Here is a 21,646-nt window from a genome sequence, read left to right as displayed (position 1 = left end):
AAACGCGAGCGAATCGCCGCCCGGCCGATTGGCCCGCGCGCGGCGATTGCGCCAGAATGGCCCTCCCCGCGCGCGAAGGAAGAACCCCCCCATGTCCACCGACCTCACCAACGCCTTCTACGCCCAGTCGGGCGGTGTCACTTCGGTCATCAACGCGTCGGCCTGCGGCGTGATCGAAACGGCACGCAAACACCCGGGCCGCATCGGCAAGCTCTACGCCGGGCGCAACGGCATCATCGGCGCGCTGACGGAGGAGCTGATCGACACCGGCGGCGAATCGGCCGAGGCCATCGCGGCGCTGCGCGGCACGCCCTCGGGCGCCTTCGGCTCGTGCCGCTACAAGCTCAAGTCGCTCGAGAAGAACCGGCGCGAGTACGAGCGGCTGATCGAGGTGTTCAAGGCGCACGGCATCGGCTACTTCTTCTACAACGGCGGCGGCGACTCGGCCGACACTTGCTTCAAGGTGAGCCAGCTGTCGCAGTCGATGGGCTATGCGCTGCAAGCCATCCACGTGCCCAAGACCATCGACAACGACCTGCCGCTGACCGACTGCTGCCCGGGCTTCGGCTCGGTCGCGAAGTACGTGGCGGTGTCGACCATCGAGGCCTCGTTCGACGTGCGCTCGATGGCGGCCACCTCGACCAAGGTGTTCGTGCTCGAGGTGATGGGGCGCCACGCGGGCTGGATCGCGGCGGCCGGCGGGCTCGCGGCGGACCAGGGCATTCCGGTGGTGGTGCTGTTCCCCGAGATCGAGTTCGACAAGGCGCGCTTCATCGCGCGCGTCGATGCGCTGGTCAAGCAGCACGGCTATTGCTCGGTGGTCGTGTCCGAAGGCTGCCACCACCCCGACGGCACCTTCCTTGCCGAGCAGGGCACGCGCGATGCGTTCGGCCACGCGCAGCTCGGCGGCGCGGCGCCGGTGGTGGCGCAGATGATCAAGGACGCGCTGGGCCACAAGTTCCACTGGGCCGTGGCCGACTACCTGCAGCGCGCGGCGCGGCACATCGCCTCGGCCACCGACGTGAAGCAGGCCTACGAGCTGGGCCAGCGCGCGGTCGAGCTGGCGCTCGAGGGCCGCAACGCGGTGATGCCGACGATCGAGCGCACGTCCGACGTGCCGTACGCGTACCGCATCGGCAGCGCGCCGCTCGAATCGGTCGCGAATGTCGAGAAGCCGATGCCGCGCGACTCATTTCGGACGACGGCTACGGCATCACCGAGAAGTGCCGGCGCTACCTGCTGCCGCTGATCGAGGGCGAGGACTACCCCGCCTACAGCGGCGGCCTGCCGGTGTACGTGACGCTGCGCAACCAGGCCGTGGCGAAGAAGCTCCCTGCATTCGAGCTCGCATGACCACTTCGGCTGCAGCCCCCGGACTGATCGACGCCACGCGCTGCCCGCTGTGCGGCGAGCCGAACCGCTGCGCGATGGAAATCGAGCGCGAGACGGGCCAGGCGCAGCCGCCCTGCTGGTGCATGCAGGTCGACTTCAGCAACGCGCCGCTCACGAACCTGCCGGAATCGATGCGCGGGCTGGCGTGCATCTGCGTGCGCTGCGCGACGGGCGCGGTGCCGCCTCAGGGCTGACTCGCGTCCTGCGATTGGCCCTGGGTCTGGGATTGCGTCTGTGGCGGCGCCTGCTCGTCGGGCGCGAGCGCCGCAGGCACAGTCGCGGGCGCAGCCACATCGCTGGCCACCACCATCGTCGGCGCGCTGCCCGGCCGCTGCCCGGTGATCACGCCGTGGATGAACTGCAGCTTGCCCACCGCCGCGCGCGGCAGCACGAAGGGGTAGTAGTCGGGCTGGCCCATGCTGCGCGACAGCTCGTTGAGCACGTTGGTCAGCAGCACCCAGCCGTTGATGAAGTCCAGGAATTTTCCGGCGTCGGGATGCTCCGGCTGCCACAGGTCGGCCAGGCTGAAGAGGTCGCTCGTGAGCTCGACGTGGTGGCATCGACGCCGAAGCTCATCGCGGTATCGGCCGTGTCGGCCATGTGCAGGTAGTGGGCCCAGGTCTCGGCCCAGTCTTCCCACGGGTGCGTGCTCGCGTAGCTGCTGACGAAGCGGTCGGCCCAGTCGGGCGGCGGGCCCTGTTCGTAGTGGTGCTGCAGCGCGGCGGCGTAGTCGGCGCGGTCGTCGCCGAAGAGCGTGCGGAAGTCGTCGATCCACGGCGTGGGCAGCACCAGCAGGTCCCAGTAGTAGTGGCCGATCTCGTGGCGGAAGTGACCCAGCAGCGTGCGGTAGGGCTCGCGCATCTCGGCGCGGATGCGTTCGCGCACGGCGTCTTCGGCCTCCTCGGCGTTGAGCGTGATCACGCCGTGCTCGTGGCCGGTCATGACGTGCGGGCCGCCCGGCATGTTGCTGAGGAAGTCGAAGGCCAGACCGTGCACCGGGTCGGCATGGCGGCTCACCACCGGCAGGCCCAGCGCGAGCAGTTGCGAGATGAGCCGGCGCTTGGCGGTCTCCAGCTTGCGCCAGAGTTCGCCGTTGCTCTCCAGCGAGAGATCGGGAATGGTGCGCGTGACGCTGCAGGCCAGGCAGTAGCCCGGCGCCAGGCCCTGGTGGTCGACGGGCAGGGCCTCGCCCTCGCGCGCGGCCGGCACCATCCAGCTGCAGGCCGCGGGCGTCATGAGGTTGGCGCAGCGTCGGTAGGTCGGGCCGTGCGGATCGCCGAACACGGTGAAGGTGTCGGGCTGCGCGCCCCCGCCTTCGGCCGGCGCGAGCGGCACCACGCCCAGGCGATCGATCACGTAGCCCAGCGGCGTGTGGCAGGCCAGGCATTCGCTGTTGCGCAGGAACACGGGCCGGCCGCACTGGCAGCGGTAGGCGCGGCTCACGGTGGGCGCGGCGAGTTCGGAGGCGAGCGTGGGCGCGCCTTCGGGCTCCATGACGGGCGCGTTGGCTTGTTGTTCGTCGAGTGGAGAGTCCATGGGGTTGTCTTGATCTTCTGGAAGACGCACAGGGGACAGCCGACCCATTGTGCGACCGGCCCGCACGCCCTTCACCGCGCAAACACCGATATGCTTGTAGGACGACGGACCCCGAGACATTCCGCCGCCCCATGACCTCCCCACACACATCCGAAGCCGCGACCACGCCGGCCCCGCCTTCCATCGGCACGATGCGCCAGCGCTATGGCGAGCACTACCGCTGGTATTTGCTGCTGTCGGTCATGGTGGGGACGATGGCGTCGATCATGTCCTCGACCATCGTCAACGTGGCGATCCCGGGCATGAGCCACCACTTCTCGCTCGGGCAGGAGCGCGCGCAGTGGGTGAGCTCGGGCTTCATGGTGGCGATGACGGTGTCGATGCTCACCACGCCCTGGCTGCTGTCGCGCTACGGCTACCGGCGCACCTACGTCGGCACCATGTTGCTGCTGCTGGTGGGCGGCATCGTGGGCGGCGTGGCGAATGACTTCTCGCTGGTGCTGTTCGCGCGCGTGGCCGAAGGGCTGGCGGCGGGGGTGGTGCAGCCCATTCCGGCCATCATCATCCTGCGCGCCTTCGAGCCGCACGAGCAGGGGCGCGCCAGCGGCATCTTCGGCATGGGCGTGGTGCTGGCGCCGGCCATCGGGCCGAGCATCGGCGGCGTGCTGGTCGACCTGTTCGGCTGGCGCTCGATCTTCTTCATGGTGGTGCCGTTCTGCCTGGCCTCGCTGTGGCTGGCCTACAAGTTCGTGCCGACCACGGCGCCGGGCGGCGTGGCGGCGGTGCGCGGCGGCGGGCTCGACGCGCGCGGGCTGGCGCTGGGCACCGTGGGCACGCTGTGCCTTCTGAACGGGCTGGTGGCGCTGCGCGGCGACTCGCCCCTGCAGGCCGCGCTGCTGCTGGTGGGCGCGCTGGCCGCCTTCGCTGTCTTCGTGTGGTGGCAGCGGCGGCTCGCGGCCTCGGGCGGCACGCCGCTGATGAACCTGGCGCTGTTCAAGTACCGCCAGTTCGCCATGGGCAGCGTGGTGGCGTTCATCTACGGCACGGCGCTGTTCGGCTCGACGTATCTGCTGCCGGTGTACATGCAGGTGGGGCTGCACCTGTCGGCGTCGCACGTGGGCACCATCCTGCTGCCGGCGGGCATCGTGCTGGCGCTGACCATCGCGGGCGTGGGCCGGCTCGCCGACAAGCACCCGACCTGGGTGCTGGTGACCATCGGGCTGGCGCTGCTGGCCGCGTCGTTCGCGCTGATGATGCTGCTGCGGCTGGACAGCGCGCTGTGGCTGCTGGTGGCGTTCGCGATCATCGGGCGCATCGGGCTGGGCTTCATCCTGCCCTCGCTCAATCTGGGCTCGATGCGGCCGCTGGCCAAGCCGCTGATTCCGCAGGGCGCGAGCGCCATCAACTTCGTGCGCATGCTGGGCGGCGCGGCGGCGTGAGCCTGTGCGCCATCGTGCTCGAGTGGCGGCTGGCGGCGCACGGCGATTCGCTGGCCAACCCGATGAGCAGCCCGGCGCGGCTGGCGGCGTTCGACGAAGTGTTCGCCATGCTCGCGGGACTGTGCGCGCTGGCGGTGTGCGCGGCGTGGCAGCTGCGGCAGGGGCCGGCCGAGGCGGCGCGCAAGACGGGGTAAACCCCGGCGGCGGAAAGCGGGGCTTTCGCTTTCAATTGTTATTAGTTGTATCTAATTCGACAGCGAGCCCCATCCCCATGCACCGCAGAAATTTCATTGCTGCCTCGGCGGCAGCCGTGGCCATGCCCGCGCTCGGCCTTTCGTCTCTTGCCCATGCCGCCGAGAGCGGCGTGAGCGACACCGAGATCGTGCTCGGCCACACCGGCATCCTGAGCGGGCCGCTGGGCGCGCCGATCAAGGTGGTGGTGGCCGGCGCGGGGCTGGCCTTCGACGCCGTCAATGCGCAGGGCGGCCTGGCGGGCCGCAAGATCAAGCTGGTGTCGCTCGACGACGAGCTGGTGCCCCAGAAGGCCGTGGCCAACTACGAGAAGCTGCTCGGCGAGCACCACGCCTTCGCCTTCTTCGGCTGCGTGGGCTCGGGCACGACCGCGGCGGCGGCCAAGGTGCTGAACCAGAGCGGCGCGCCGATGGTCGGCGGCTACGCGGTGTCCGACTCGGCGCGCGAGAAGGTCGCGGGCTCCGGATACTTCGTGCGCGCCACTTTCGCGCGCGAGGCGCAGGCACTGGTGCAGCACCTGACAACCATCGGCGTCTCGCGCATCGCCGTGGCCTACCTCGACAACCCCGGCGGCGCCGAAGTGGCCAAGCTGGTCGAGGCCGCGCTCGCGACCTTGCAACTCAAGCCCGTGGCCGCCGTGCCGGTGAAGGGCGACGGCTCGGCCAACGAAGCCTCGGGCAAGACGCTGGCCGACAGCAAGGCGCAGGCCGTGATCATGTACCTGGGCGGCGGCATCGGCGGCGAGGTCATGAAGAGCGCCTGGGCCGCGGGCGGGCGCCAGATGTTCTACGGCATGTCGATCGTGCCGGGCGACGTCACGGCGCGGCTGGTGGGCGACAAGACCAGCGGGCTCGCGATTTCGCAGATCGTGCCCTACCCCTGGAGCGAAGTGGACGCCGGCGCCAGGGAGTATCGGCAGCTGGCCGAGCGCGCGAAGGTCGACGTGGGCTACCTGAGCTACGAAGGCTATGTGAACGCGCTGGTGATGATCGAGGCGCTGCGCCGCACCGGGCGCGACCTGACGCGCGCCAAGCTGCACGCCACGCTGAAGTCGATGAAGCTGCGCGTGAGCAACATGGAGGTCGACTTCACCGGCGCCAGCAACACCGGCTCGCGCTTCATCGAGATGGTGCGGGTGACGAAGGAAGGCAAGTTCCTGCGGTAGCGCCGCACCGGCCGCGCGAATCGCGGCCTGAATCGCGGTCTAATCGCAGGCATGTGCCAATTGCTAGGGATGAACTGCAACACGCCGACCGACGTGACCTTCAGCTTCACGGGGTTCGCGCAACGCGGCGGCCGCACCGACCACCACGCCGACGGCTGGGGCATCGCGTTCTTCGAGGACCGCGGGCTGCGCCACTTCGTCGACCACCAGCCGGCGTGCGAATCGCCGGTGGCGGAGCTGATCCGCCGCTACCCCATACAGAGCCGCAACGTCATCGCGCACATCCGCAAGGCGACGCAGGGCGAGGTCAACCTGCAGAACTGCCACCCGTTCGTGCGCGAGCTGTGGGGGCGCTACTGGGTGTTCGCGCACAACGGCGACCTGAAAGAATTTCGCCCGCGCCTGCATGGCAACTTCCACCCGGTGGGCAACACCGACAGCGAGCACGCCTTCTGCTGGATCATGCAGGAGCTGGCCAAGTCGCACGCGGGCGTGCCGAGCATCGAGGAACTGACGCTCACGCTGCGCGAACTGGCCCCGCAACTGGCGAGCCACGGCACCTTCAACTTCATGCTGTCCAACGGCCAGGCGCTGTGGGCGCATGCGTCGACCAACCTCTGGTACGTGGAGCGCCAGCACCCCTTCGTCACCGCGCAGCTGTCGGACGAAGACCTGGCGATCGACTTCGCCCAGCACACCACGCCCAGCGACCGCGTGGCCGTGGTGGTGACGGCGCCACTGACCACCAACGAGGCCTGGACGCAGTTCGCGCCGGGCGAACTGCACGTGTTCGTGGATGGGCGGCTTTCGGGGCGGTAGGCCGGCGTTGCAACCTTTTTACTGACACATTTTCGCAACAGTGCAATAAAGTATCGGTGGGCGGGTGCGAGTGGATGAACAATAACGGTTCTCATTTGCATTATTTCGAACCGCCCATGCCTGCCACTCCCTTCTACCTCCGGCCTACCGTGGTCGCAACGCTGCTCGCGCTCCATGCCGCCGCAGCCCTGGCCCAAACCACCCCGGCCGAACCGGCCGCCGGTGCGGCATCGAGTGGCACGCTGACCACGGTGAACGTCGAAGCCAGTGCCGACGCATCGGCCGAAGGCCTGACCAAGCCCTACGCCGGCGGCCAGGTGGCGCGCGGCGGGCGCGTGGGCATCCTGGGCAACCAGGACATGATGAGCACGCCGTTTTCCAGCACCAACTACACCAACGAGCTGATCCAGGACCAGCAGGCCAAGAGCGTGGCCGACGTGCTGCTGAACGACCCGTCGGTGCGCCAGGCGCGCGGCTTCGGCAACTTCCAGGAGCTGTACGTGGTGCGCGGCTTCCCCGTGTACTCGGACGACGTCTCGTACAACGGCCTGTACGGCATGCTGCCGCGCCAGTACATCGCCTCTGAATTCTTCGAGCGCGTGGAAGTGTTCCGCGGCGCCAACACCTTCCTGAACGGCGCGGCCCCCGGCGGCAGCGGCATCGGCGGTGCCATCAACCTGCTGCCCAAGCGCGCGCCCAACGAGCCGCTCACGCGCGTCGGCTTCGGCGTGCAAAGCGGCGACCAGGGCTTCGTCAACCTCGACCTGGCACGCCGCTTCGGTCCCGACGACAGCCTGGGCGTGCGCGTGAACGCGGTGCGCCGCGACGGCGGCACCGGCGTCAACAAGGAAAGCCAGGAACTGAGCGCCTTCGGCGTGGGCCTGGACTGGCACAACCGCAACGTGCGGCTGTCGGCCGACTTCGGCTACCAGGACTACGACCTGAAGGACGGCCGCCCGAGCCTCACGCCCTCTTCCTCGCTGCCGATTCCGCGCGCGCCCGACGCCCGCACCAACTTCGCCCAGCCCTGGAGCTACTCGAAGGAAAAGGACACCTTCGCCACCTTCCGCGGCGAAGTCGACATCACCGACAACATCACGGCCTGGGCCGCCGGCGGCGTGCGCCGCAGCAACGAAGACAACGTGCTGTCGAACCCGACGCTCGTCGACAACTTCGGCAACACCAGCAACACGCGCTTCAGCAACACCCGCAAGGACCGCATCGGCACGGCCGAAGTGGGCGTGCGCGGCAACTTCGTCACCGGCCCGGTCAAGCACAGCGTGGTGGTGTCGGCGGCAAAGTACAGCAACGACCGCGACAACGCCTACGCCATCTCGGCGGGCAGCGTGCGCAACAACATCTACTCGCCATACCCCTCGCCCTACCCGTTCGCGAACGCGCCTTCGTGGGTAACACTCTGGACGATCCGCGCCTGACCGACAAGATCGACACCTCGAGCGTGGCCATCGCGGACACCATGTCCTTCCTGGACGACCGCCTGCTCGTCACGCTGGGCGCGCGCCGCCAGACCATCGAGCAGACCAGCTTCGCCTACAACACGATCAAGCAGAGCAGCACCTACGACAAGAGCAAGACCACGCCGGTCGCCGGTGTCGTGTACAAGTTCACGCCGACCATTTCGGCCTACGCCAACTACATCGAAGGCCTCGTCAAGGGCAACGTGGCGCCGGGCACCGTGAACAACCGTCCGGTCACGAACGCCGGCGAGATCTTCGCGCCCTACCAGGCCAAGCAGAAGGAAGTCGGCGTCAAGTACGACGGCGGTACGGTCGGCGCCAGCGCCGCGTTCTTCACCACCGACCAGCGACGTACTACTACATCGGCCAGACCTACGGCTCCTACGGCAAGCAGCGCAACCAGGGCCTGGAGTTCTCGGTGTTCGGCCAGCCCGTCAAGGGCCTGCGCCTGCTCGGCGGCCTGACGCTGCTCGACCCCAAGCAGAAGAACACGCAAGGCGGCGCCACCGACGGCCTCACCGCCATCGGCGTGGCCAAGCAGCAAGCCAACCTGGGCGCCGAGTGGGACGTGCCGGGCCTGCGCAACCTGTCGCTGAACGCACGCGTGCTCTACACCTCGAAGCAGTACGCCAACGCCACCAACACGCAGTCGGTGCCGTCGTGGACGCGCGTCGACATCGGCGCGCGCTACCTGGTCGACCTGGGCAACAACCGCACGCTCACGCTGCGCGCGCGCATCGACAACCTGTTCAACAAGTCGTACTGGGCTTCGGTGGGTGGCACGCAAGGCTCCAACTACCTGGTGCTGGGCGCGCCGCGCACCTTCGCGGTGAGCGGCACCATCGACTTCTGAGCACGCCATGCGCGCCTTCGCGACCACGGTCCACCGCTGGGCAGGACTCGCGGTCGCGCTGTTCCTCATCGTCTCGGGCCTGACCGGCGCCGTCATCTCGTGGGACCACGAGATCGACGGCTGGCTCAATCGCAAGCTCTACGACACCACGGCACGCGGCCCGTTCAAGGACCCGTTCGAGCTGGCGGCCGCCGTCGAAAACACGACCCGCGCGCGAGGGTCGCCTACCTTCCGCTCGGCTTCGAGGAAGGCCACGCAGCCGGCTACTTCGTGCAGCCGCGCACCGACCCGGCCACGGGCAAGCCCTTCAGGCTGGGCTACAACCAGGTGTTCGTCGACCCGGTGACCGCCGAGGTGCGCGGACAGCGCGACTCGAGCGCCGTCTCGCTCAAGCCCGAGACGCTGATGCCCTTCCTGCGCAAGCTGCACTACATGCTGCACGTGCCGGCCATGTGGGGCACCGACCGCGTCGGCTACTGGATCATGGGCGGCGTGGCGCTGCTGTGGCTGCTCGACAGCTTCGTGGCGCTTTATCTGACCACGCCGCGCAGGCTGCGCAAGGCCGTGCATCCCGAGCACCGGCCCGCCGCCGTCTGGTGGCAGCGCTGGAAGCCGGCATGGACGGTGCGCTGGGCGGCCGGCGGCTACAAGCTCAACTTCGACCTGCACCGCGCGGGCGGGCTGTGGATCTGGGGGCTGATCCTCGTCATCGCCTTCACCTCGTTCTCACTGAACCTCTACAAGGAGGTGTTCTACCCGGTGCTGTCGCTGGTCTCGAAGACCACGCCCGGGCCGTCGGCGCTGGTGCCGCTCGCGCCGCTGGGCACGCGCATCGAGCCGACGATCGGCTTGCGCGAAGTGGTGGCGCAGGCCGACGCCGAGGCGCGGCATCGCGGCTGGACCACGCCGCTGGGCGGCGTGTTCTACAACGCGCGCGGCGGCTTCTACAACGTGTCTTTCTTCGACCACGCCACGCACGACGACAGCGACGGCATGGGCTTGTCGAACCTCTACATCGACGGGCGCGACGGCCACGTCATCGGCAGCAACCACCCCTGGCACGGCACGGCGGCGGACGTGTTCTCGCAGCTGCAACTGCCGCTGCATGGCGGGCGCATCCTCGGCATGCCGGGGCGCATCCTGATGTCGGCCATGGGGCTGATGGTGGCGATGCTGTCCGTCACGGGCATCGTCATCTGGGCACGCAAGCGGCGCTCACGGCGGCTGCAGGAGCGGCGCCCAGGACTGTCCAAGGCAGCCTGAGGCGAACCTCAGGCCAGGCTTTTTTCCAGCGCGTCGACAAACATCTTCGGCACGTCGAAGCCGGTCTGCTCGGTGATTTCCTGGAAGCAGGTCGGGCTGGTCACGTTGATTTCGGTGACCGAGTCGCCGATCACGTCGAGCCCGATCAGCAGCAGCCCGCGCGGTGCGAGCACACGGCCGATGGTCTCGGCAATTTCGCGGTTGCGCGCCGTCAGCGGCTGGGCCACGCCCTTGCCGCCGGCCGCCAGGTTGCCGCGCACCTCGGTGCCTTGCGGAATGCGCGCCAGCACGAAGGGCGCCGGCTCGCCCGCGATGATCAGGATGCGCTTGTCGCCCTGCACCACGTCCGGCACGAAGCGCTGCACCATGATGGTCTCGGCGCCGTCCTTGTTGAGCGTCTCGACGATGGAGCCGAGGTTCAGCGCGTCCTGCTTCACGCGAAAGATGCCCATGCCGCCCATGCCGTCGAGCGGCTTCAGGATGATGTCGCCGTGCTCGGCATGGAAGTCGCGCACGGCCTGCGCGCTGCGCGTGACCAGCGTGGGCGTGACGAACTGCGGAAACTCCATGATCGCGAGCTTCTCGGGGTGATCGCGCAGCGCGCGCGGCGTATTGACCACGCGGCCGCCTTCGCGCTCGGCCTGCTCCAGCAGGTGCGTGGCGTAGATGTACTCGGCGTCGAAGGGCGGGTCCTTGCGCATCAGCACCACGTCGAAGTCCTTCAGCGCCTTCGACTCGGTGATGTCGACGCGGTACCAGTCCCTGGCGTCGCCGGTCAGCGTGATCTGCTGCACGTTGGCGGTGACGAGGCCGCCCGACTTCCACTGGATGTCCTGCGGCAGGCAGGCCGCGATGCGATGGCCGCGGCGCTGGGCCTCGCGCATCATCGAGAAGGTCGTGTCCTTGTAGATCTTGAACTGATCGAGCGGGTCGGCGACGAAGAGGATGTTTTTCATCAGGCGTTCTTTCCGGCGCCGGGAGCGGCGGCCACTTGCACTTGGGTGTCGGGCGCGATGTTGCCGGAAGCGGCGATGTCCTTGCCGGCGGAGGCCTTTGCGGGCTTGCGGCCCAACTGCTGCACCGCGAGCGCCACCGCCCCGGCCACCACGCCCCAGAAGGCTGAGCCGATGCCCGCCAGCGTCACGCCGGAGAGCGTGACCAGGAAGGTGATCAGCGCCGCCTCGCGGTGCGACTCGTCGCGCACGGCCGCGGCCAGCCCGCCGCCGATGGTGCCCAGCAGTGCCAGCCCGGCGATGGCCGCGACCAGCTCTTTGGGAAACGCCGTGAGCAGTCCCGTGACGGCCGCGCCGAACAAACCGATCACCACGTAGATCGCGCCGCAGCTCACGGCCGCCGTGTAGCGCCGCGCCGGGTCTTCATGCGCCTCGCGGCCCATGCAGATGGCGGCGGTGATGGCGCTGAGGTTCAGGGCAAAGGCGCCGAAAGGCGCGAGCACCAGCGTGGCCAGTCCGCTGAGGGTGATGAGCTTGCTGACCGGCAGGTCGCCGTAGCCGGCGGCCCGGATCGCCGCCACGCCCGGCAGGTTCTGCGAGGCCATGGTCACGACGAACAGCGGCAGCGCCAGGCTCACGATGGCCTGCCAGCTGAAGACCGGCATGGTGAACACCGGCCAGGTGAACGTGAAATGCACCGTCGACCACGCCAGTTGCCCGCGCGCCGCCACGTAGACGATGGCCACCAGCAACGTGAGCGGCACCGCGTAGCGCGGCAGCAGGCGCTTGGAAACGAGATAGGTGCCGAGCATCAGCAGCACCAGCGGCAACGCGGTCTGCGCCGCGATGAAGGCGCCCAGGCCGAAGCGGGCCAGCACGCCCGCGAGCAGCGCGGAGGCGATGGCCATCGGGATCCTGTTCATGACGCGCTCGAACCAGCCGGTGGCGCCCGCCAGCACGATCAGCACCGCGCAGACGATGAACGCGCCGACCGCCTCGCCCATGCCGTAGCCCATGCCCGCCACCGCCAGCACGGCCGCGCCGGGTGTGCTCCAGGCGATCATCACGGGTTTCTTCCACCACAGCGAGGGCAGCGCCGAGGCCAACCCCATGCCGATGCCCAGCGCCCACATCCACGAGGCGGCCATCTCAGGGGTGGCGCCGAAGGCCTGCGCGGCCTGGAACACGATGGCCACCGAACTCGTGAAGCCCACGAGCACGGCGACGAAGCCCGCGGTGAAGGCCGAAAGGCTCAGGTCCTTGAAGAATGACATCGGGCGATTGTGCCGCCGGCGTCAGATCTCGATCTTCGACCCCAGCTCGACCACCGCGTTGTTCGGCAGCCCCAGGAACGCCGCCGCCCCGCTCGCGTTGTGGTGCATCTGCGCGAACAGCTTCTCGCGCCATGGCGCCATGCCGCTGCCCAGCGTGGGAATGACGACGTCGCGCGACAGGAAATAGCTGGTCGTCATCGCCTCGAGCTGGCAGCCGCGCATGCGCGCGTTCTCGAGCGCGCGCGGCAGGTCGATGTCGTTCTTGAAACCGTAGTGCACGATGATCTGCCAGCAGTGGTGGCCCAGCGCCTCGATCTCGATGCGCTTGTCCATCGGGATCCAGGGCACCTCGTGGTTGCGCACGGTGACGAACATGTTCTGCTCGTGCAGCACCTTGTTGTGCTTGAGGTTGTGCAGCAGCGCGTTGGGCACCACGCCCGGCTCGGCCGTGAGGAACACCGCGGTGCCGTCCACGCGCACCGGCGGGCTCACGAACACCGAATCGAGAAAGGACTTCAGGTCGATCGCGTCGGCGTGCTGTGCCTCGCCCATCAGGCGCCGGCCTTCCTTCCACGTGATCATCAGCGTGAACACGAAGCCGCCGATCATCAGCGGGAACCAGCCGCCTTCGAACAGCTTGAGCAGGTTCGAGGCGAAGAACATGAAGTCGACGAAGAAGAACACGGCCGTCGAGCCGATGCACAGCAGCAGCGGCAGCTTCCACGCGTAGCGGATCACGAAGAAGGTCAGCACCGTGGTGATCAGCATGTCGGTGGTCACGGCGATGCCGTAGGCCGCGGCCAGGCTGCTCGACGAGCGGAACATGACGACCGCCAGCACGATGGCCACGAACAGGCCCCAGTTGACCAGCGGAATGTAGATCTGCCCGGCCGTGCGCACGCTGGTGTGCTCGATGTTCAGGCGCGGCAGGTAGCCCAGCTGGATGACCTGGCGCGTGACGCTGAAGGCGCCGGTGATGAGGGCCTGCGACGCGATCACGGTGGCGGCGGTGGCCAGCAGCACCAGCGGAACCAGGGCCCATTCGGGCGCCATCATGAAGAACGGGTTCTTCACCGCCTCGGGGTTCTCCAGCAGCAGCGCGCCCTGGCCGAAGTAGTTCAGCGTGAGCGCCGGCATCACGACCGAGAACCACGCGATGCGGATCGGGCTCTTGCCGAAGTGGCCCAGGTCGGCGTACAGCGCCTCGGCGCCCGTGACGCACAGCACGGTGGCGCCCAGCAGGATGAAGCTGGTGCCGGGGTTGTCCCAGATGAACTTCAGCGCATAGAACGGGTTCAGCGCCTTGAGGATTTCGGGGTGGTGCACGATCTGCGACACGCCCAGCACGGCAATCGCCAGGAACCACACCAGCGTGACCGGCCCGAAGAACTTGCCGATGCCCGCCGTGCCGCGCTTCTGCACCACGAACAAACAGAACAGCACGACCAGCGTGAGCGGAATCACGTAGTGCGTGAAGTGCGGCGACACCACCTCCAGGCCCTCGACCGCCGACAGCACCGAGATGGCCGGGGTGATGACCCCGTCGCCGTAGAAGAGCGACGTGCCGAAGATGCCAACCACCAGCAGCAGGTGGCGCAGGCGCGGTTTGTCGGCCACCGCGCGCGAGGCCAGCGCGAGCATCGCGACCAGGCCGCCCTCGCCTTCGTTGTCGGCCCGCAGCACCAGCACCACGTACTTGATGGAGACGATGACGGTGAGCGTCCAGAAGAACATCGACAGGATGCCGTAGACGTTCTCGACCGTGAACGGCACGTGGCCGTGGCCGAACACTTCCTTGACCGCATACAGGACGCTGGTGCCGATGTCGCCGTAGACGACGCCGATGGCGCCGACGATCAGGCCGGCTGAGATGGTTTTGGGGGCTGACACGAAGTCGATGGGAAAAGGGCTGGCCGCTTGAATCGACGCGTCAGACACGCCGGGGACCCGTGGCGGCGGATCTTCCGGCGCCACGCATCCCCTCCGCCCTTTGGGTTCCGTTGATGTGGGGCCGCTATTTTGCCGCCGCCCGCCGCTGCCGCAAGGCCGGCCCCCACAATCATTCGTAGATTTCGGCGTCCGGGTCCGTGGCTTCCATCTCGTAGCTGGCGGCCACCATGGCCAGCCGGCCGACCACGCCGTACATGTAGAAGCGGTTCGGCGCACTGGCGCCGGGCTTGGCGCCGGGCTGCGGCAGGTGCGCGCTCTCGGAGAAGGCCAGCGGCACGAAGCTCGCGCCGGGCAGCTTGAGGTTCTCGTCGGGCGCCTGCTCGGCGTGCACGCGGTAGAAGCCGCCGACCACGTAGCGGTCCATCATGTAGACGACCGGTTCGGCCACGCCGTTGTGCACGCGCTCGTTGGTCAGCACGCCTTCCTGGACGATCAGCTCGGTGGGTTCACGCAGGTCTCGCAAATCGCGAGCCTCGCGGGCATCGCGCCCGGCGCCGGCCTTGGCGGCGGGCACGCTGCGCGGCTTGCCGATCAGCGCCTCGACGTCCTTGGCATCGCGCACCGTCACCACGCCCGGGCTGCCGCTGCCGCTGTGGCCGCCCTTGACGACCACGAAGGGCTTCTCGTTGATGCCGTATTCCTTGTACTTGCGGCGCACCTTGGTCAGCACCGCGTCGACATGGCTGGTCAGCACGTCGATGCCGCGGCCCTCGGCCACGTCCACGCCTTCGGCGCGCGCGTAGATCGGGTTGATGAGCCACGGGTCGATGCCCAGCAGCTTGCCGAAGCGCTTCGACAGCTCTTCGTAGCTGTGCAGGTGGTTGCTCTTGCGGCGCACCGACCAGCCTGCGTGCAACGGCGGCAGCAGATACTGCTCGTGCAAATCTTCGAGGATGCCGGGCGTCCCGCCGAAAGCTCGTTGTTAAGGAGAATTGTGCAGGGATCGAAGTTCTTCAGGCCCAGCCGGCGCTTGGTGCGCACCACCGGTTCCAGCGTCACGATGTCGCCACCGGGCAGCTCGATCTTCTTGGGCGACTTGATGGCCGGGTCGATCGACCCGATGCGCACATTGAGCCCCGCCATGTGGAAGATGCGCGCAAGTTGCGCGATGTTGGCGAGGTAGAAGGTGTTTTTCGAGTGATTTTCCGGAATGACGAGCAGGTTGCGCGCTTCCGGGCAGATCTTCTCGATGGCCGCCTGCGCCGCCTGGACGGCCAGCGGCAGCATTTCCTTGGTGAGGTTGTTCCAGCCACCCGGGAACAGGTTGGTGTCGACCGGGGCGAGCTTGAAGCCGGCGTTGCGGATGTCGACGGCGCTGTAGAACGGCGGCGTGTGTTCCATCCATTCGAGCCTGAACCAGCGCTCGATGGCGGGCATCGAGTCGAGTACCCGCTGCTCCAGTTCGTTGATCGGGCCGGTCAGGGCGGTGACGAGATGCGGAACCATGCGGCGGCCTTGTTGGTTTTTTGCTTAAAGGTGGAGCGGAATTGTAGGATTTGGGGATGGCCGCCCCAATGACAAGACTGCGCGCGGGCGCATCAGGTCCGGACCTCGCCCTGCCCCAGCACCACGTACTTGAGCGAGGTCAGTCCTTCGATGCCCACCGGTCCGCGGGCATGGAACTTGTCGGTACTGATGCCGATTTCTGCGCCCAGCCCGAACTCGAAGCCGTCGGCGAAGCGTGTGCTCGCATTGACCATGACGCTGGCCGAATCGACCTCGCGCAGGAAGCGCTGCGCATGCACATGGTCGCGCGTGACGATGGCGTCGGTGTGGTGGCTCGAATAGCGGTTGATGTGCGCAATGGCCTCGTCCACGCCGGCCACCACCTTGATGCTGATGACGGCTGCCAGGTATTCCTCGGACCAGTCGGACTCGACCGCGTCGAGCACCTTGGCCAGCGGGTCGATGGCGCCGTCGGCGCGCAGGATGCGGGCGGCCTCGGGGTCGCAGCGCATTTCCACACCCTTGGCCGCGAAGATGGCGGCGATTTCGGGCAGGAAGTCTTCCGCCACCGTGGCCGACACCAGCAGGCCCTCGGCGGCGTTGCAGGGGCTGTACTTCTGGGTCTTGGCGTTGTCGACGATGCGCAGCGCCATGTCGAACTCGGCCGTGTCGTCCACGTACACGTGGCAGTTGCCGTCCAGGTGCTTGATGACCGGCACCTTGGCGTCGCGGCTGATGCGCTCGATCAGGCCCTTGCCGCCGCGCGGAATGATCACGTCGACGAACTCGGGCATGGCAATGAGCTGGCCCACGGCTTCGCGGTCGGTGGTCTGCACCAGTTGCACGGCGTCCACAGGCAGGCCGGCCTCGGCCAGCGCCTCGGACACCAGCAGCGCCAGCGCCTTGTTCGACTCGATGGCTTCCGAGCCGCCGCGCAGGATGGCCGCGTTGCCGCTCTTGATGGCCAGGCTCGCGGCCTCGATGGTCACGTTGGGTCGGCTCTCGTAGATCATGCCGAACACGCCGATCGGCACGCGCATCTGGCCCACGCGGATGCCGCTGGGCTGCTGCTTCATGCCGATGATTTCGCCGATCACGTCGGCCATGCCGGCGAGCTGCTCGCAGCCCAGGGCCACGGTCTCGACGACCTTGGGCGTGAGCTTGAGGCGGTCGACCATCGGCGCCGACAGGCCGGCAGCCGTGGCGCGCTCCAGATCTTTCTGGTTGGCGACGGCCAGCACCGGGCCGGCTTCGCGCAGGCGCCGGGCGAGCGCCTTCAATGCTATGTTTTTGGTAGCTGCATCCGCACGGGCCATGAGGAATGCAGCGGCTTTGGCTTGCAGACCCAGGGTCTGCATGTGCTCGCTGACGTTGAACGCGTTCATCCGGGCATTTTCCCACGCCGACCCGCGCCCCGGATGACACGGGCCTTTTGATGGCTCAAGCCATCAGACAAAGCTCAGGCGCGGCGAGGCGCGGAGGCCGTGCTGCTGCAGGCCCGGCACAGCATCAGCGCCAGCCGCTGCAGCGCCTGCCAGCCGCTGGCGGGCCAGTCCGGCTGCTTCAAGCCCTTCACGATGCCGTCCACCACGTGCGCGGCGCGCAACAGGCGGGTCAGCATGCGGTCGTCAAGGCGCGGCAGCACGCGCTCGAAGGCGCGCTCGCGCGGGCCCCAGATGCGGTTTTCGCGCAGCGCCATCGGCAGCGGGCGCCCCGAGGCCATGGCGTCCTTCACGCGCTTGAGCGCGCGGATGTCCTCGGCGATCGTGTAGTGCACCAGCACCTCGGCCTCGCCCTCGGCCTGCAGGCCGTCGAGCATGCGCGCCACGCGCTGCGGTTTGCCGGCCAGCACGGCCTCGGACAGCTTGAACACGTCGTAGCGCGCCACGTTGTTGACCGCGCCCTCGACCTGCTCCCAGCTGAGCTCGCCCGCCGGATGCAGCAGCGCGAGCTTCTGGACTTCCTGGTGCGCCGCGAGCAGGTTGCCCTCGACGCGGTCGGCAAAGAACTGCAGCGTGCGCTGGCCTTCGTCGCCGGGCATCACGCGCTGGCCCTGCAGGCCCAGGCGCTGCGCGATCCACTGCGGCAGCGCACCGCGCTCGATCGGGTCGACCTGGATGCTCACGCCGTTGTTCTCCAGCGCCGAAAACCAGGCGCCGGTGCGCGTAGCCTTGTCCAGCCGCGGCAGCATCACCAGCGTGAGTGTGCTGTCGTTGCCGACGGCGGACTCGGCCAGCTGCTGCAACGCCGTGCTGCCGTCCTTGCCGGGCTTGCCCGAGGGAATGCGGATCTCGACGATCTGCTTGTCGGCGAACAGCGAGAGCGAGCCGCCGGCCGCGAGCACCGCGCTCCAGTCGAAGTGCGCGCCGGCCACGGTGTACGAGCTGCGCTCGGTGTAGCCCTGCGTGCGCGCGGCGGCGCGGATGGCGTCGGCCGCCTCCTGCGCGAGCAGCGGCTCGTCGCCGTGGATCGTGTAGAGCGGCTTCAGGCCCTTCTGCAGGTGAGCCCCGAGCGAGGCGCTGGCGAGTTGCATGGAATCGGGAGCGTGCGCGAGCTGGAAAACGTCTAGAGCGACTTCACTGCGGCGATGCGGCGCATCAGCTGCTGCGCGATGTCCGACTGCATGTCGCGGAACAGCAGGTCGGCTTCGCCTTCCTTGGCCAGCGCATTGGTTTCGTTGAAGCTCAGGTCGCGTGTCTGCGAGACCTCGGTGGCCGGCAGCAGGTCCTTGCCGCCGGGCGTGTGCAGGCGGAAGCGGATGCGCAGCTGCAATTGCAGCTCGCGCACCAGGCCGGCCGAGTTGGTCGAGATCACGAAGCGGTTGCGCTCCTCGCCCAGGATCTCGAGCACGACGTCGGCCTTGGCCGCGTCCTCGGCGGGCAGCACCGTCACCGAACCGGTCGCGCGCAGTTCGCGCCGGATCTGGTTGATCATGGCCGACTTCAGGAGCGCCTCGCTCCCCGCCACCGACAGCGTCTTGAACGCGAAGACCGGCGCCTTGCGCAGCTCGAAGCCGCACCCGGCCAGGCCGAGCGAAGCGCCCGCCACCGTCAGCCCGAGAAGAAAGCCGCGGCGCGGCAGCGAGACATTGCGAGTGTTCATGCTTGAGTCGTTCAATCAAAGAACCACGTTGACCAGGCGGCCGGGAACCACGATCACGCGCTTGGGCGGCGCGCCTTCGGCGAAGGTGACGAAGTCGTCGCAGGCCAGCGCCAGCTTCTCGATCTCGTCCTTGGAGGCGCCGGCCGGCACGCTGAGCTTGCCGCGCAGCTTGCCGTTGACCTGCAGCATGAGTTCGATCTCGTCCTGCACCAGCGCTTCGACGTCGACCGTGGGCCAGGCCGCGTCGAGCAGGCCGCCCAGGCCCTTGTCGTAGCCCAGTTCGCTCCACAGCTGCTGGGCGATGTGCGGCGTGGCCGGGTACAGGCAGCGCAGCAGGATGCCGAAGCCCTCGCGCACTGCAGCCGCGTCGCCCGCGCTGCCGTCGGGCTTGAAGCCTTCCAGCGCGTTGAGCAGCTTCATCGCGCCCGACACCACGGTGTTGTATTGCATGCGCTGGTAGTCGTAGTCGACCTGGCGCAGCACGGTGTGCACCTCGCGGCGCAGCGCCTGGGCGCCCTTGCCGAAGGCCTGGCCGCCGGCCGCGACGGGGGCCACGTCCGCCTGCGCGACACCGAAGTTCCACACCCGACGCAGGAAGCGGTAGCTGCCCTCGACGGCCGCGTCGTTCCACTCGAGCGTGGCTTCGGGCGGCGCGGTGAACATGGTGTACAGGCGGGCCGTGTCGGCGCCGTACTTCTCGATCAGGTCCTGCGGGTCGACGCCGTTGCGCTCGCTCTTGCCCATCTTGCCCACGCCGCCGTACTCGACCTTCGTGCCGTCGGCGGTGGTGCCGCCGACGATGCGGCCCTGCGCGTCGAGCACGGTCGTCACCTCGGTGGGCGGGAAGTAGTCCTTGCCGCCCTTCTCGTTGCGCTTGTAGAAGATGTGGTTGAGCACCATGCCCTGGGTCAGCAGCTTGCTGAAGGGCTCGTCGGCCTTCACCAGGCCCAGGTCGCGCATCACCTTGGTCCAGAAGCGCGCGTACAGCAGGTGAAGAATCGCGTGCTCGATGCCGCCGATGTACTGGTCCATCGGCATCCAGTAGTCGGCGCCGCCGGCCACCATGGCTTCGTCGTTCTTCGGATCGCAGTAGCGCATGAAGTACCACGACGAATCCACGAAGGTGTCCATGGTGTCGGTCTCGCGCCGCGCGGGCTTGCCGCAGACGGGGCAGACCACGCCGGCGTGGAAGCCTCGTGCTTGTGCAGCGGGTTGCCCGAGCCGTCGGGCACGCAGTCGGTCGGCAGCACCACGGGCAGGTCTTTTTCGGGGACCGGCACCGCGCCGTGTTCTTCGCAATGGATGATCGGGATCGGCGTGCCCCAGTAGCGCTGGCGGCTCACGCCCCAGTCGCGCAGGCGCCAAGTGGTCTGCAGCTCGCCCAGGCCCTTCTGGCCCAGCGCATGCGCCACGGCGGCCACGGCCTCCTTGTAGGTCATGCCGCTGAAGTTGTCGGAGTTGATGGTCACGCCGCGCTGCTTGTCGCCGTACCAGTCCTGCCACTTGTGATAGTCGAAGTGCGGCTCGTCGTCGACCAGCACCACCTGGATGATCTCGATGCCGTACTTGTTGGCGAAGGCGAAGTCGCGCTCGTCGTGCGCGGGCACGCCCATCACGGCGCCGTCGCCGTAGCCGATCAGCACGTAGTTGCCTACCCACACCGGCACCTGCTCCTCGGTGATCGGGTGCGTCACCGTGAGGCCCGTGGGCACGCCCTTCTTCTCTTGCGTGGCGAGCTCGGCCTCGGTGGTGCCGCCGTTCTTGCACTCTTCGATGAAGGCCGCGACCTTGGGGTCAAGCGTGGCGGCGTGCGTGGCCAGCGGGTGCTCGGGCGCCACGGCGCAGAAAGTGACGCCCATGATGGTGTCGGCGCGCGTGGTGAACACGTACATGCGGCCGTCCTGGATCGGCTTGCCGCTCGCGTCCCGGATGTCATGCGTGAAGGCGAAGCGCACGCCCTCGCTCTTGCCGATCCAGTTTTCCTGCATCAGCTTGACGCGCTCGGGCCAGCCCGGCAGCTTGTGCTGGGTGTGCTCGAGCAATTCCTCGGCGTAGTCGCTGATCTTCAGGTAATAGCCCGGGATCTCGCGGCGCTCGACCGTGGCGCCGGTGCGCCAGCCCTTGCCGTCGATCACCTGCTCGTTGGCCAGCACGGTCTGGTCGACCGGGTCCCAGTTCACGACCTGGGTCTTGCGGTAGGCAATGCCCTTTTCGAGCATCTTCAGGAACAGCCACTGGTTCCACTTGTAGTAGCTCGGGTCGCAGGTGGCGATCTCGCGGCTCCAGTCGATGGCCAGGCCCATGGCCTGGAGCTGGCCCTTCATGTAGGCGATGTTCTCGTAGGTCCACTTGGCCGGGGGCACGCCGTTCTTCAGCGCCGCGTTCTCGGCCGGCAGGCCGAAGGCGTCCCAGCCCATGGGCATGAGCACGTTGTAGCCGCTCATGCGCAGGTAGCGCGTGAGCATGTCGTTGATCGTGTAGTTGCGCACGTGGCCCATGTGCAGCTTGCCGCTGGGATACGGCAGCATCGAGCAGGCGTAGTACTTCTTGCGGCTCGCGTCCTCGGTGACGCGGTAGGCATCGGCGGCGCTCCATTGCGCCTGGGCAGCGGACTCGACGTCGCTGGGTTTGTAGCTGGGATTCATGGCGGTTCGGCAAGAGCCCGGCGCAAGGCGGCCGGGAACGCGGGATTATCGCGCCCGGGAGAAAGCCCCGGCCCGCAGA

10 protein-coding genes and 7 pseudogenes are annotated in these 21,646 nt (G+C 68.1%); 8 read left to right on the top strand and 9 right to left on the bottom strand.

What is annotated here, in order from left to right; translation table 11 throughout:
- Positions 1–91 precede the first annotated feature (91 nt).
- Positions 92–1,353: pseudogene (locus tag BMG07_RS12880) on the top strand (6-phosphofructokinase).
- Positions 1,350–1,586 carry a cysteine-rich CWC family protein gene (locus BMG07_RS12875; protein WP_198084898.1) on the top strand — a complete coding sequence of 79 codons (237 nt, stop codon included), beginning with the start codon at positions 1,350–1,352 and terminating at the stop codon, positions 1,584–1,586. The pseudogene BMG07_RS12880 and the gene BMG07_RS12875 overlap by 4 nt, the downstream one beginning before the upstream one ends.
- On the opposite strand, the pseudogene BMG07_RS12870 reads toward BMG07_RS12875, so the two are convergent.
- Positions 1,577–2,928 (bottom strand): annotated as a pseudogene (locus BMG07_RS12870) (putative zinc-binding metallopeptidase). The gene BMG07_RS12875 and the pseudogene BMG07_RS12870 sit on opposite strands and share 10 nt — an antisense overlap.
- 191 nt (positions 2,929–3,119) lie before the next feature.
- On the opposite strand from BMG07_RS12870, the pseudogene BMG07_RS12865 reads away from it, so the two are divergent.
- From BMG07_RS12865 to BMG07_RS12845, 6 genes and pseudogenes are all read left to right on the top strand, one after another.
- Positions 3,120–4,561: pseudogene (locus BMG07_RS12865) on the top strand (DHA2 family efflux MFS transporter permease subunit).
- Between the two features lie 77 nt (positions 4,562–4,638).
- Complete coding sequence (locus BMG07_RS12860; protein ID WP_198084897.1) at positions 4,639–5,784, top strand: ABC transporter substrate-binding protein; 1,146 nt, start codon at positions 4,639–4,641, stop codon at positions 5,782–5,784.
- A gap of 51 nt (positions 5,785–5,835) precedes the next feature.
- Positions 5,836–6,603, top strand: coding sequence for a class II glutamine amidotransferase (locus BMG07_RS12855; protein WP_198084896.1), 768 nt, complete (start codon positions 5,836–5,838; stop codon positions 6,601–6,603).
- A 116-nt stretch (positions 6,604–6,719) separates the two neighbouring features.
- Complete coding sequence (locus BMG07_RS44850; protein WP_374221272.1) at positions 6,720–8,039, top strand: TonB-dependent receptor; 1,320 nt, start codon at positions 6,720–6,722, stop codon at positions 8,037–8,039.
- A 41-nt stretch (positions 8,040–8,080) separates the two neighbouring features.
- A pseudogene (locus BMG07_RS44845) lies at positions 8,081–8,934 on the top strand (TonB-dependent receptor).
- A 7-nt stretch (positions 8,935–8,941) separates the two neighbouring features.
- Positions 8,942–10,273: pseudogene (locus BMG07_RS12845) on the top strand (PepSY-associated TM helix domain-containing protein).
- Here the strand turns inward: BMG07_RS12845 and gshB are convergent.
- From gshB to leuS, 8 genes and pseudogenes are all read right to left on the bottom strand, one after another.
- Positions 10,206–11,153: a glutathione synthase gene (gene gshB, locus BMG07_RS12840; protein WP_198084895.1), complete on the bottom strand. Its 948-nt coding sequence runs from the start codon at positions 11,151–11,153 to the stop codon at positions 10,206–10,208. The pseudogene BMG07_RS12845 and the gene gshB sit on opposite strands and share 68 nt — an antisense overlap.
- Entirely contained in the window at positions 11,153–12,424 is a 1,272-nt protein-coding gene (locus BMG07_RS12835) for a benzoate/H(+) symporter BenE family transporter (RefSeq protein ID WP_198084894.1), read from the bottom strand. The genes gshB and BMG07_RS12835 overlap by 1 nt, the downstream gene beginning before the upstream one ends.
- A 21-nt stretch (positions 12,425–12,445) precedes the next feature.
- Complete coding sequence (locus tag BMG07_RS12830; protein WP_198084893.1) at positions 12,446–14,314, bottom strand: potassium transporter Kup; 1,869 nt, start codon at positions 14,312–14,314, stop codon at positions 12,446–12,448.
- Between the two features lie 169 nt (positions 14,315–14,483).
- Positions 14,484–15,820: pseudogene (gshA, locus tag BMG07_RS12825) on the bottom strand (glutamate--cysteine ligase).
- A 92-nt stretch (positions 15,821–15,912) separates the two neighbouring features.
- Positions 15,913–17,205, bottom strand: coding sequence for a glutamate-5-semialdehyde dehydrogenase (locus tag BMG07_RS12820; protein ID WP_198084892.1), 1,293 nt, complete (start codon positions 17,203–17,205; stop codon positions 15,913–15,915).
- A gap of 74 nt (positions 17,206–17,279) precedes the next feature.
- Complete coding sequence (gene holA, locus BMG07_RS12815) at positions 17,280–18,353, bottom strand: DNA polymerase III subunit delta (RefSeq protein WP_198084891.1); 1,074 nt, start codon at positions 18,351–18,353, stop codon at positions 17,280–17,282.
- 32 nt (positions 18,354–18,385) lie between these two features.
- Complete coding sequence (lptE, locus tag BMG07_RS12810) at positions 18,386–18,922, bottom strand: LPS assembly lipoprotein LptE (RefSeq protein WP_198084890.1); 537 nt, start codon at positions 18,920–18,922, stop codon at positions 18,386–18,388.
- Positions 18,923–18,937: 15 nt separating this feature from the next.
- Positions 18,938–21,567 (bottom strand): annotated as a pseudogene (gene leuS / locus BMG07_RS12805) (leucine--tRNA ligase).
- Positions 21,568–21,646 lie beyond the last annotated feature (79 nt).

Source organism: Variovorax sp. E3, from assembly GCF_016082275.1.
Lineage (GTDB): Bacteria > Pseudomonadota > Gammaproteobacteria > Burkholderiales > Burkholderiaceae_C > Variovorax.
Note: the sequence above shows the minus strand (reverse complement) of the source record. Positions and strands in the feature narration are given on the sequence as shown.